Annotated in this window: 12 protein-coding genes; 4 read left to right on the top strand and 8 right to left on the bottom strand. The window is 52.5% G+C overall.

Annotated elements, in window-relative coordinates; translation table 11 throughout:
- Positions 1-78 precede the first annotated feature (78 nt).
- Positions 79-960, bottom strand: a complete 882-nt coding sequence (locus ET464_RS05905; protein WP_129439088.1) for a hypothetical protein — start codon at positions 958-960, stop codon at positions 79-81.
- Between the two features lie 164 nt (positions 961-1,124).
- On the opposite strand from ET464_RS05905, the gene cdaS reads away from it, so the two are divergent.
- Positions 1,125-1,742 (top strand): sporulation-specific diadenylate cyclase CdaS, encoded by a 618-nt coding sequence (gene cdaS / locus ET464_RS05910; RefSeq protein ID WP_129439090.1) that lies wholly within the window; start codon positions 1,125-1,127, stop codon positions 1,740-1,742.
- 249 nt (positions 1,743-1,991) lie between these two features.
- Entirely contained in the window at positions 1,992-2,462 is a 471-nt protein-coding gene (locus ET464_RS05915; RefSeq protein WP_129439092.1) for a C40 family peptidase, read from the top strand.
- A 74-nt stretch (positions 2,463-2,536) separates the two neighbouring features.
- Here the strand turns inward: ET464_RS05915 and ET464_RS05920 are convergent, their stop codons facing one another.
- The 6 genes from ET464_RS05920 to ET464_RS05945 all read right to left on the bottom strand — a co-directional run bounded on the left by ET464_RS05920 (position 2,537) and on the right by ET464_RS05945 (position 9,865).
- The gene (locus ET464_RS05920) at positions 2,537-3,556 is read right to left on the bottom strand and encodes an oxidoreductase (RefSeq protein WP_129439123.1); all 1,020 of its coding nucleotides are present in this window, start codon (positions 3,554-3,556) and stop codon (positions 2,537-2,539) included.
- Positions 3,557-3,625: 69 nt separating this feature from the next.
- Positions 3,626-4,579 carry a nucleoside hydrolase gene (locus ET464_RS05925; RefSeq protein ID WP_129439125.1) on the bottom strand — a complete coding sequence of 318 codons (954 nt, stop codon included), beginning with the start codon at positions 4,577-4,579 and terminating at the stop codon, positions 3,626-3,628.
- Between the two features lie 120 nt (positions 4,580-4,699).
- The gene (locus tag ET464_RS05930) at positions 4,700-6,415 is read right to left on the bottom strand and encodes a glycerol-3-phosphate dehydrogenase/oxidase (RefSeq protein WP_129439127.1); all 1,716 of its coding nucleotides are present in this window, start codon (positions 6,413-6,415) and stop codon (positions 4,700-4,702) included.
- 28 nt (positions 6,416-6,443) lie between these two features.
- On the bottom strand, positions 6,444-7,934 hold the full coding sequence (glpK, locus tag ET464_RS05935; RefSeq protein WP_129439129.1) for a glycerol kinase GlpK: 1,491 nt from the start codon (positions 7,932-7,934) through the stop codon (positions 6,444-6,446).
- Positions 7,931-9,034 carry a GNAT family N-acetyltransferase gene (locus ET464_RS05940; RefSeq protein WP_165279922.1) on the bottom strand — a complete coding sequence of 368 codons (1,104 nt, stop codon included), beginning with the start codon at positions 9,032-9,034 and terminating at the stop codon, positions 7,931-7,933. Before ET464_RS05940 ends, glpK begins: the two co-directional genes overlap by 4 nt.
- A gap of 147 nt (positions 9,035-9,181) precedes the next feature.
- On the bottom strand, positions 9,182-9,865 hold the full coding sequence (locus ET464_RS05945) for a cell wall hydrolase (protein ID WP_244226689.1): 684 nt from the start codon (positions 9,863-9,865) through the stop codon (positions 9,182-9,184).
- Between the two features lie 268 nt (positions 9,866-10,133).
- Here ET464_RS05945 and xerS point away from each other — a divergent pair, with 268 nt between their 5' ends.
- Positions 10,134-11,228 (top strand): tyrosine recombinase XerS, encoded by a 1,095-nt coding sequence (gene xerS / locus ET464_RS05950; protein ID WP_129439133.1) that lies wholly within the window; start codon positions 10,134-10,136, stop codon positions 11,226-11,228.
- 36 nt (positions 11,229-11,264) lie between these two features.
- Here the strand turns inward: xerS and ET464_RS05955 are convergent, their stop codons facing one another.
- Complete coding sequence (locus ET464_RS05955) at positions 11,265-11,789, bottom strand: ADP-heptose synthase (RefSeq protein ID WP_129439135.1); 525 nt, start codon at positions 11,787-11,789, stop codon at positions 11,265-11,267.
- 128 nt (positions 11,790-11,917) lie between these two features.
- On the opposite strand from ET464_RS05955, the gene ET464_RS05960 reads away from it, so the two are divergent.
- Entirely contained in the window at positions 11,918-12,916 is a 999-nt protein-coding gene (locus tag ET464_RS05960; RefSeq protein WP_129439137.1) for a YpdA family putative bacillithiol disulfide reductase, read from the top strand.
- Positions 12,917-12,931: the final 15 nt, after the last annotated feature.

Consider the following 12,931-nt stretch of genomic DNA (forward strand, 5'->3'; position numbering starts at 1 on the left):
TTAAAAAAAAACGACGAGAATCCGATTCAGCCGAATCGGATTCTCGTCGTTTTTTATAGGCGCAGATCCCCGCCAAGTTTAAGAAGCTAGAATACGCTGCTGGAGCAACGCGCCGAGCTGGCTCGCATCCTCCCAAACAATCGGACGGATATGGCTTATGCCGTTAGAAGCTGAGCCGGCCGCACTGCGGTGAACCGTCCATATAACCGGTATATGAAGCCCTTCCGCGTAACCTGCTGTCCAATAGACAGACGGCAGATTCCCGGTCAGCTCCGCAATGACAAGTTTGCTGGAGGATAGATGCAGCTCGGAATCCCCCTCTGCAGACGCCATATCCATCACTTGCGGGGCATAACCGCATTGATGGACTTTCGGCAGAACTTCGCTGGCCCATTCCTGCTCCAATTCATCCGGAAGCAGCACTGTGCAAGGCTTCAGCCTTTTTCCGTTAATCGTCGCTTCCGCCCGCAGTTTGCCTTTATCCGTCAGCGTAAAGGTCGAGCCGGCTCTCTCCAGCAGCCCGCCTTCCTTCAGCTGTTCCACAATATATATCAGTTCCTGCAAATTCATCGAGTACGTAATATTATAGCTTTCCGCTAGTTTATGCATCACAACCGGCGCTGCCTGGCCGTTTGTTTGGCGGTACAAATAATGCAGCAGCTTGTCCCCTTTGTCTTCAACCGTTTGCGGGCATCTTCCGGAATTGACGATCCTATCCCAATCATCCGATGCAAGCTGCACCGGCTGCCCGATATCGGTTAATTCACGGATGTAAGCGGATATAATCGGGAATACCGTCCGCTTGTCGCCATAATCACGCCCGTTATACCAATCGTAATCGTCGCGCAGCAGCGAATAGGAGCCTTCAGGCGCGCAAATGCAGCCCCAATACTCGTCATATTCCCCTCTCGTTTTCACTGGCACGATCCGATCGCAAAACACGCATCTTTTTGTCGGCATGGTCGTATCACCCTTTCGTTCGCCATTGTACCGCAAATAAATGCAGCGGAACGATTAATTAATTCTCATGCTTCCTTTACCTGCTTATGCTGGTCGAATTTGTATAGCGAAGCCTCGCTGCGGAAACAATGACAACGAAATCGATCAATAAAAGGTGGCAAGTTATGATTAATTTGCAGCAGGATTGTGATTTTTCACCCATGAGAGATCAGATCAAAACCAGCCTTCGGAACATTGCGGACGATATCGGCACGCTGTTGACCCAGATGGACTCGGAAAAACATTGCATGCTTTCGACGCTTGAAACGATCCAGCACCATTTTTCACGGATTCAATCCACGGCGGGCACGTTTTATTTGAATTGCTATTTGTCTCCCTACACGTCCAAATTTATGGAGCTTTCCACAACGCTGCAAAACTTATCGGAACGTAAAGTAGGCGCTTTAATCGTCGTGGAGCGCAATGACCCCGTCGAACAGCTGGTCAGGCATGGCGTCAGCATCGGTGCCGCCCTCTCCCATACGCTTCTGGAGTCGATATTTTATCCCGGCAATCCGCTTCATGACGGCGCGGTTCTCGTAAAAGGCGACCGGATCGAAACGGCATCCACCGTGTTGCCTCTATCGAATTCTATCGTCGACAAGCAAAAATTCGGCACAAGACACCGGGCTGCGCTGGGCATGTCAGAATTAAGCGACGCCATTGTACTTATTGTTTCTGAAGAAACAGGCAGCGCGTCATTCGCAGTAGAGGGGCATTTGTACCCGGTTATTCTGCATTAGACCGCCCTTGCGCCGGACATAAGCCGGCTGTCATCCATTAGCCCTGCGCGATGCGCAGGGCTTTGTTGTCGTCGGTGTTTCAACCGAATCACAGGATGAGAACTTTCTCATATGTTTTTAACAATTGGGGTGAAATGCCCATTATATATGATCCTTTGGACTCAGAGGAAACCTTTGGCTGATTAGTAGTATGGTATGGTGTTTTTAAGAGTTTTTACCTACACCAACAGCGAAAGGATGATTCTCACCATGAAACAAAAAAAACTCTTTAAAATGCTGGCAGCCTTGGCACTTACGTGTTTCGTCGCATTTGCATCCATAACGGCCGTATCGGACAAAGCGTTCGCCGCAACGACCAGCCAAAAAAACAAAATCGTATCGACCAGCAAAAAGTTTGTAGGCACTCCTTATAAGTATGGCGCGTCCACGAGCACTACCCGCTATTTTGACTGCTCTTCGTTTACGCAATATGTGTTCAAGCAGCTTGGCGTTAAACTGCCGCGGACATCACTGGCGCAATCGAAAGTAGGCAAATACGTATCGAAATCGAATCTGCAGGTTGGCGATCTGGTCTTCTTCTACTCGCCGGTCCATCATGTCGGCATTTATATCGGCAACGGTAAAATGATCAACACCTACGGTTCGCCGGGCGTAACCATATCCAGTCTTAACTCCAGCACCTGGAAGAAGAATTACAAAACCGCTCGCCGCGTTCTGTAATCGGACAAGCCAATCTTCTTTTACTTACAGCCAAGCCCCCGCCATCTAAGATGGCGGGGGCTTGGCTTCTTTCTTTAAAGGATAGACACAACCACCCGGCCGAGCGAACCGCCGGCCAGCATGCGTGAAGCTGTCTCCTGCGCCTGCTCCAGCGTAATGTCACGGGTGATCAAATCCAGCTGTTCCGCTGACAGCGACCGGCTGATCCGCTGCCATGCTTCCTGTCTTTGCTGCATCGGACAATGAACCGAATCAATGCCAAGCAGCGCAATGTTGCGCAATATGAAAGGGTAAATGGAAGCTTCCACTTTATTGCCGGCAGCCATGCCGCAAGCGGCAACCGCTCCTCCATACCGGATACCGGCCAGCATCGAAGCGAGCGGCTGCCCGCCCGCCGTGTCGATGCCGGCGGCCCAGCGCTCCGAGCCAAGCGGCTTAGCGGCAAGCGCGGTAAATTCCTCCCGGCTGATGATAGAACTGGCGCCAAGCTGATGCAAATAATCCGCTTGCTCCAGCTTTCCGCTTACCGCAGCTACCGAATAACCCGCAGCCGCCAATATTAGAATGGCAAAGCTTCCGACGCCTCCCGTTGCGCCTGTGACAATAATGTCGCCCTGATCCGGACGGATGCCGTGACGCTCGAGGGCGGATACGCACAGCATAGCGGTTAAGCCCGCCGTTCCAACCGTCATGGCATGGCGCATGGACAACCCGGATGGCAAGGCGATCAGATGTTCAGCCGCCATTACTGCATATTCGGCATAACCTCCCCATTGCCGCTCGCCAGCTCCCCAGCCCGTGGCAATCACTTCATCGCCCGGCTGGAATAACGGTGAACCGGAACGGACGACTGTGCCGGCATAGTCGATCCCCGGAACCATCGGGTAGGACCGGATGATCAGCGGGCTGGATTGAAGCGCCATCGCGTCCTTATAATTCATGCTCGAGAAGCTGACGCGAATCAGCACTTCTCCTTCCGGAAGCTCATCTTCCGTTGCTGTACGAAGCTTGGCATGAATGGCTCCAGACTCCTCTTTATCCACAACAAGCGCTTGAAACGGCTCCAGCTTTGGTTGTCCTGCCTGAACGCTCATGTTCTCCATCTCCCTTTTACAAAAAAGGCAGGAGCACTTCTCATTGTGCGTCCTGCCTTTGCAGCGGTTTTACAGCCAAGCAGACAGCATTTGGCCAACGGCCCGGTCGGCGTCCACTTCCATACAAAATTGAACGTCCCGGCCAAGTGAAGCACGTGCGCGGCGGTCCGTTACGATCATGCCGGCAGTAGCGCCGTTTCCGCAGTCGATCGTAGCCTTAAAGGTTTGTATTTGCACAAGGCTCGGGTTAATGGCAACCAGAACAGCCAGCGGGTCATGCAGCGGGCAGGATTCTGCGAAATAGTTGGACTCCCGGTAAAAGTTGAAATAGACCCGCAGCGAATCATGCAAAAACTGAACGAGCTGCTTATGTTCGGCCGGCGCCTGGCGGTCCAGCAAATGCAAATGCTCATAAGTAAGCCGGGTTTTCATCGTAACATCGAGGCCAACCACTGTAAGCGGAACATCGGATTCAAATACGACAGCCGCCGCTTCCGGGTCGCCCCACAAATTCGCTTCGGATACCGGCGTAACGTTGCCCGGCGCAAGTACAGTGCCGCCCATAATGACGACCTTCTTGAACTTGCCGGCAATGGACGGGTCAAGCTGGAGCGCAAGCGCCAAATTCGTCATCCGGCCTACCATAACAAGGGTAATTTCGCCTGGATTTTCATTTGCTTTGCTAACCAGAAATTCCGCTGCTGACATCGCAAGCGGCTGCTGTTCCGATTTTGGAATAATCGCATCGCCGATGCCGTTATGGCCGTGTACGGCAACAACCGGGCCTTCATAATCCCGTTTCAGCGGTCCTGCAGCGCCTTTGGCAACCGGAATTTCATACCCGGGATTGCAAAGTTTAATCAGGCGAAGCGTATTGTCCGTCGCCTGCTCGACATCAGTGTTGCCGAACGTTGTCGTAATGCCTTCCAATTGAATTTCTTTCGCATAAATGGCATACAAAATAGCTAATGCATCATCAATACCCGTATCGGCATCAATAATCATGCGGTGGGTTGCTGTCATGGGTACAAGCCTCCTTCTGTCTTCAGGTCAGTATTATACCAATTGGGCAACCCTTCCTGCAATTCGGTTTCATTTCCGTTTTCATAATCGGTTATACACGCTCGGCAATGTGACGGGTTGTTATTGTTCAGCAGCCGGATGCCGGGCGTAATGCAGTTCATCATCCAGCTCCTTGGCATATTGGGTGCTCATTGCAGCGCTCCAGCCGAATAAACGCTCCATATAGCGATGGACCGGTTCCTTCCATGTTTCTACGCGTTTCCTGTCAAATAACAAATTACCTGTGCGCCGGATCCAGAAATCAGCCGGCTTAACCGCCATCTCATAACGGATGGCATATTCGAGCTCCGCCAGCAGCTTAAGGGGGATGCCCGATTGGACTGCCGATTCTCGGAGCGAATAGGCGAGCCCGAACAGCACGGCTGCATTGGTCCCGTATTTGCGGGCGATTAGCAACGCATCCGCATCCGCCAGACCGGCTTTCACGCCTTCAGCTGCCGCATCGCGAATATAGGCAGCATATCGGCGCGAGCCGCCGACATCCCCGCCGGATATCGGCTGTTTGCGCGTGGAGCAAGCTGCAAGCTTGCGGTTCCAGCCGGCTTCTGCTTCCAGCTGCGACGCAGCCTTATTCACGACGTCCTCGGCCATTTTACGGTAACCGGTCAGCTTGCCGCCGGCAATCGAAATCAAGCCCGTTGCAGATTGGAACACCTCATCCTTGCGTGATATTTCCGAAGGGCTTTTGCCCTCCTGATGTACAAGGGGACGAAGGCCTGCCCAGCCTGACTCCACATCCGATGCCAGCAGCTTAAGGGTTGGAAACATGCCGTTAGCCGCCTCCAGCAAATATCGGATGTCCTCCTCCGCCATTCGCGGAGACGCCATATCCGCCTTATAGTTCGTGTCCGTTGTCCCGATATAGGTTTTGCCCTCGCGCGGGATCGCAAATATCATTCTGCCATCCGGCGTATCGAAGTAGACCGCCTGCTGCAGCGGAAAACGCGACTGATCGAACACCAGATGTACGCCTTTTGTCAAATGTATCGTTTTACCCTGCTTGGAACCGTCCAGCTCGCGCAGCGTATCTACCCACGGTCCGGCGGCATTTACCGTCTTGGCCGCCCGCGCTTCATACCGTTTCCCGCTAAGGCGGTCAATCAAGACAGCGCCGGCAATGTTGCCATTGTCGTACAGAAGGGAATCGGCTTGCATATAAGATAAAGCGGCCGCGCCTTGTTCAACCGCTTTTTTAAGCACTTCTATCGTCAGACGGGCGTCGTCGGTCCGGTATTCGACGTAATACCCCCCGCCGCGCAGCCCTTCCCGCTTCAGCAGAGGCTCCTTCTGCACAGCCGCCTCCGGCTTCAGCATCACTCTGCGCTCCGAACGCTTCACGCCAGCCAAAAAATCGTACACCCGCAGGCCGACCGATGTCATTAGCGGTCCAAAAGTGCCGCCTTTATAAAATGGAAGAAGCATCCACTCCGGCTTCGTCACATGCGGGCCGTTCTCGTAGACGATTGCCCGTTCTTTGCCGACCTCGGCCACAACACCGATTTCCAGCTGCTTCAAATACCGCAAGCCGCCATGCACAAGTTTCGTTGAGCGGCTTGAGGTGCCTGCTGCAAAGTCCTGCATCTCAACGACTAGCGTCCGCAGCCCGCGAAGCTGGGCGTCAAGCGCAATCCCTGCGCCGGTAATGCCCCCGCCGATCACGAGCAGGTCATAGATGCGGCCGGAGGCGAGGCCGTCCAGCCAAGCTTCTCGCTGCCGCAGGTTAAACTCTGCCGATCCGGCTTTACGGTTGCTGCCGGTTTGCTGCCATTCGCCCATACGCTTTACACTCCTTTAGTCCCATCGGTTAACGGAATGCGGCCGCTGCTTTCACCGCTTTGACCCAGCCGGCATACAGCTCCTTGCGCTGCTGCTCCGGCATCGAAGGCCGGAATGTTTTTTCTTTATGCTGAAGCTTGCGGATAACTTCGCAATCCGGCCAGTAGCCGACAGCAAGCCCGGCCAAATAAGCCGCTCCCACCGCTGTCGTTTCTGAAACAGAAGGACGTTCGACCGGAACGTCCAGCAGATCGGCCTGAAATTGCATCAGCAGCCCATTATGCGTCGCGCCTCCGTCTACTTGCAGCGAGCGGAGCTGAAAGCCGGCAGCCGCTTCCATAACATCCAGCACATCTTTGGTCTGATACGCAATGGATTCCAAGGTTGCCCTGACAAAATGCGCTTTCGTTGTGCCGCGCGTCATGCCGAATGCGGCGCCGCGCACTTCGCTGTCCCAATAAGGCGTGCCGAGCCCGACAAATGCCGGAACGACATAAACGCCTTCGGAAGACTGCACGCAGGATGCCAGTTCTTCGCTTTCGGCCGACGTTCCGATCAGTCCAAGACCGTCGCGCAGCCACTGTACCGCTGATCCGGCTACAAATACGCTTCCTTCCAGCGCATATGTTATTTGCCCGTCCAACCCCCATGCAATCGTCGTCAGCAAACCTTGATCCGATCGGATAGGCGCTTCCCCCGTATTCATCAGCATAAAGCAGCCGGTTCCGTATGTGTTTTTGGCTTCGCCTTTGCTGAAGCAGGAATGGCCGAACAAAGCGGACTGCTGGTCGCCTGCAGCCCCGGCAATCGGGATCGAGCCGCCGAACAGCTCCGGCTCGGTATAACCGTACAGCCCGGAAGACGGTTTAACTTCAGGCAGCATGGACGCCGGTATTTGAAGCAGTTCAAGCAGCTCTTCATCCCACCGCAGCTCGAAAATATTGTACAGCAGCGTACGCGAAGCATTCGAATAGTCTGTGGCATGAACCTTGCCGCCGGTCAGCTTCCAAATGAGCCAGCTGTCTACCGTGCCGAACAGCAGCCGGCCCTGCTCGGCCAGCTCCCGCGCTCCATCGATGTGATCCAGAATCCACTTCACCTTGGTGCCCGAAAAATAAGGATCAATTAAAAGTCCGGTACGTTCGCGAATTAACGGCTCATGCCCGCCTGCTTTCAGCTGGCCGCAAATAGCATCGGACTGGCGGGATTGCCACACAATAGCGTGATAGACCGGCCTGCCGGTCACACGGTCCCATACAATTGCCGTTTCCCGTTGGTTGGTAATGCCGATGCCGGCGATTTGCGCTGCTGTCACGCCTTGTTTTCGAATTACCTCCGCTATGGCCGTCTTGGAAGTTTCCCACAGCTGATCCGCATCCTGTTCCACCCAGCCGGGTGACGGAAACAGCCCGTCTACGGACAATTGCACGGAAGCTTGCGGCACTCCAAGCTGATCGAACAAAATCGCGCGCGTGCTTGTAGTTCCCTGATCCAGCGCCAGTACATATGTATCCTTCATCCTTCATGACTCCCCCTGCCTGGTTGTTGTCCGGCCGCAGCTCCGAATGCGCCATAACGAAGCGTATACGCTGCCGCAAGAACGGACCGCTCCAGCAGCTCGCCGGTTATCGAATAGTGAACTGCCTGATCCGATGAAGCTGCCGGGACAACGCCGGCTGCCTCTGCAAAAGAAACCGATTCCAAAATAGCATGCACGATCAAGTCATCTGCAGCGGCATACGTGCCCAGTGTCTCCAAACCGAGTTCCGCCAACCCGTAACAGACAACCGCCCGTATCGCTTCGGCAGCGAACCGGTTCATACCGGTACCGCCAAGCCGGCAGCTGATGGACGCATGCTCCCGTTCCGGCTGCAAACCGTTATAACCGATTACACCAATCAGCACATCCGCAGACTTGACCGTTATTCCCCAATAAAAATCGCGTTTGGCACAAAACTGGCTGCTCCAATTGCTTATTTGCTCGATCGCAGCAGCCTCGTCATCGCCATGCGCTCCCTGCGCTTTCGGCCCGATTCGCATCAGGGCGTCGGCCTGCAGTTTAAGAAGCGCCGCAGCGTCGCTTGCGCGCAGCGGCCGCAAAAGCAGATGACCGGTTTCCAGAACCGGCTGAATCTGATGCCGCCTCATCGCCACAAATTCAAGCATTTGATCCCCAATCATGCTGTAAAAAGCGCCGATCGGATAAAACCCGGCTTTTTCATAAGCCCGTATCGCCCTGCGGTTAAAAGAAGCTACCACCAGCTGGAGTTTGGTTGGACGATACTCCGCATCGACATATCGCATTACCTGGCGGATAAACTCCGGCCCGTGTCCCCGTCCGGTATAATCCGGGCGCAAACCAAAACCGATATCCAGACAATCGTCCCCTGCATAGATGCCAAGCGGATATCCGCCGGGCACTCTTGCGGAGCTTCCGACACAAAAGAACCCCGTCAGTTCGCCGCTATCCGATTCCGCATAATAATAAGCGCCATTCAACAGCTCGGCCTGATCCTCCTCACTGGCCTCCAAACTATATAAATGATAAGGAGGGTCGTATGTCCAGTCCAATATTTGCTTCGCATGAGTGAGGTCCATTGGCCCAAACCGGTATGCCATGCGCTGTCCTCCCTTTTGCGTATAATAAAAAACCATCTTGCCAATGCCTGGCTGCAGCAGCGCCGCTTCCAGCTCTTTCCTATCATTATAACAAAAAAATAGACATGAGCCGTACCCGTTAAGCCGGGAACGTTCATGTCTTATTCGTTATTTCGCAAAAATATGCCTGCCGATTTTGATCGTTTGCTTGCGGGACCATATCCACTTCGAGGTGGCCGTCTGCGGATTAAAATAATAAAGCGCGCCGCCTGTAGGATCTTTGCCCTTCAAAGCTTCAATTGCCGCTTCATAGGCAGCGGAATCCGGCTGCAAATTATATTGCCCGTCATCGACGGCCGTAAACGCGCGCGGCTGCTCGATCACGCCTTCGATTGTTTTGGGAAATCCTTTGGCCTGAACGCGGTTTAATACAACCGCCGCTACTGCAATTTGCCCGAGCATCGGTTCGCCGCGGGATTCAGCATAGATAATGCGCGCAAGCAGATTCAGCTCTCTTTCGCTGACTGCGATCCCGGCGTTGCTTTGTTTCGCCTGCTTCACCACAGCCGTTTGTACGGCTGCATGAACCGGCTTGCTTTTTTTCAGCTTCGTTATTCGTTCCATTTGTTTCTTATATTGTTCATAAGCTTGGCTCGCCAACGACTGGCTGAACGTAATCACCCGTTCATCCAGCGCAGCCTCAACCCAAGTATTGCTGCTCTTATTCAAAAGATGCGTTCCGGCCGGCACCGTAATCGGCGCAGCCTGAATCGTATGCAAAGGCAATCCAAGCGATAATACTAGAACGAATAAGTAGGCTGTACACTTGCGTATAAGCCTGCTTCTCCTCATGGTCGAGTTCAATCTCCTTATCCTGGCGGCAATACAGCTTGTGTTGCACCGCCTCAATTCGTTGGCTGGTCTCGTACCCTCCAAATACTAGATCACATACTAGCACAGTTTCCGGACAGATGTAACCCGAATACAGAAATTACATTTAATTGCTAATTTGCTTGGACATTCAAAATTATGCTTATCCGATTAGCCAATCTGCCTGTTCGTTGGTACAATATAGTAGAAAACAGCCTGAAGAGGCTGCACCATAATGCGGGGTGAGGACATGAACGTAATCAAGATCAAAGACAGGCAGGAGCTGGAGAAAAAGATTCCGTCCATGCCTTGGTATATCGAAAAATTCATCAGCTACAAATTGCCGGATTTATCCCCTTCCTCTTTGCTGGAATATGTGCGGGATTATGAAATTTTTTTAGGCTGGTTATTGGCGGAAGGCTTGTCGGAGGCTAAGTCCATTAGGGAAGTGGAGCTGGTCGAACTGGAAAAGCTCCATATGGATGCCATAGATAATTTCAGAATGTTTCTGGCCACGAACCAGGCGCACAGCAACAGCCGTACGACGATTACGCGCAAGCTGTCGTCGCTGCGGTCGCTGTTCCATTATTTAAGCCAAATTGCCGAGGATGAGGAATTTTATCCGCTGCTTAAACGGAACGTCATGGCGAAGGTCGCCATCAAGCGGACGCATAAGCCGAAGGATACGGCCGCCAAACTCGAAGGCAAGCTGCTTCAGGAGGAAGAAATTACGGAATTTATGGCGTATTTGAAAGACGGCTACAGCCATGATGTCGCCAAAAACAAGCAAGCGATGTACGCGTATAATTTAAATAAAGAGAGAGATACTTGCATCATCAGCTTAATCCTTCATTCCGGCCTGCGTGTGTCGGAGCTTGTCAATTTGAACATTGACGATGTCGATTTAAAAAAAAAGCTGGTCCATGTATACCGGAAAGGCAAAAACGACGACACCTTCAAAACCCCCGTTTATTTCCGTCAGGATGCGGTGGATGACCTGGAAATCTACCTGCAGCTGCGCGATACGCGTTATCACGCGCCGAAACGGGAAAAAGCGCTGTTCCTTGCCATCGCCAACGGAAAAAAAGAAGGCGCGCGCATGACGAAACGGGCGATTCAGGAAATGGTCATCAAATATGCGAAACGTTTCGGCAAACCTTTCTTATCCGTACATAAGCTTCGCCATTCCTTTGCGACCGATTATTATTTGAACAATGATATTTATAAAACGCAAGAACAGCTTGGGCACGCCTCACCGGAAACGACTCAAATCTATGCTCATTTGACGGATAAAACGATGGCGCAAGCGATCGACCGGCGCAAAGAGGCCACAGCCGACATTTAGTCAGCTGCGGCCTCTTCTTCCTATCATCCTGCTGTTTTACGTGATCGACATGTCGTCGGACAATATGCCTTCTTCTACTGCAAACTCAAAATCTTCTATATCGTATACTTGAACCGGCACTCCCGCTTCGACAAGCCGGTCCTCATATTCAAACTGATCGGACAAAAGCGGAATATCCAGCTTCATGCCGGTCAGCAGAAGTTCCGTTTCGATCGGGTCAAACAACTCTCCGTATTGCGCGTTGTCTACCGCATGTACAACGGTAAACTGGATCATATCGCTCAGCAGCAGCGGCGCGCTTTCCCGCCAAGGAACCTGCATCGCTTTTTCGATTTTTTTCCGGTTGAGCGGTTCCTCGAAAAAGGCGATCAGCTCCCCGATTATATGTTTAACGTGGCGGTCATCTTCAGGATCTTCCATAACCGGCGCCCCGCCGTCTCGCATCTCATATAATTCGAGAACAGAGGAGTAAGGCAATACATAATCTACCGGACGGCTAGGAACAAGAAGATGTCCGTACGACGCCACCATCACCGCTTCAATTACAAATCGCCGTCGCATTGAATGTTCCTCCTCCTGCTTTAAAAGGTTTCATCCTATTATACAATATTCAAACTCTTGTACAAGAGAGCCATTAGCCAAATTTGCCACGTTTCGTGTCCCGCTGTACAATAAACGGGATAGGAGGAATGATTCACTTGCAAAGAGAGCAAATCATCATTATTGGGGCAGGACCATGCGGAATCGCCGCTGCCATTGACTTGAAACGTGCCGGATTCGACCCGCTTATTATTGAGAAGCGCAATATTGCGCATTCGATTTCAATGTACCCTACATATATGAATTTTTTCAGCACTCCCGAAAATCTGGAAATCGGCGATATTCCGTTTACAACGGCTAACGAGAAGCCTTCCCGGCTGGAGGCGCTTAATTATTACCGTACTGCCGCGCTCCGCCATGAGCTGCGTGTCCATGCCTTCGTAACCGTTAACGGCATTAAACGGCATGACGGTTACTTTACGCTGGAGAGTACCGACCGGACCGGCAAACAACAAGTGTACGAATGCAATCATGTCATCATTGCAACCGGCTATTTTGACCATCCGAACTATTTGGGCATCCCGGGCGAACAGCTGGACAAAGTGACCCACTTTTTCCGCGAAGCCCATCCGTATACCGGCATGAATGTCGCGATTATCGGCGGCAGCAACTCGGCTATTGACGCCGCGCTTGAGCTGGAGCGCGTAGGCGCTAAAGTCACTATCATATACCGCGGCGAGACGTATTCCAGAAGCATTAAGCCATGGGTGCGCCCAACCATTGAAGCGAAGGTAAACAAAGGCCTTATTCAAATGCGTTTCCAGTCGCAGGTTGCCGCCATCGACGAATGGTCGGTTACCATCAAGCAGCCGGATGGAAATACGGAGAAGCTGGACAACGATTTTGTGCTGGCGCTGACCGGATTCCATCCCGACCGGCAATTTATGATTGATGCGGGAATTATCATTACGGAAGAAGGCTTCCCGTATTTTAACGATGAAACGATGGAGACGAACATTCCGGGCTTGTTTATTGCCGGCGTTGTGGCTTCGCGTTACGAAGCAAACGAAATTTTTATCGAGTCCGGCCGTTTCCACGGGCGAAAAATCGCGCAGTATTTGCAAAACCAAAGCCTAGCGTCCAAGTAGACGAAGCCGGCTTGT

The organism is Paenibacillus protaetiae (genome assembly GCF_004135365.1).
Classification (GTDB): domain Bacteria; phylum Bacillota; class Bacilli; order Paenibacillales; family Paenibacillaceae; genus Paenibacillus_AP; species Paenibacillus_AP protaetiae.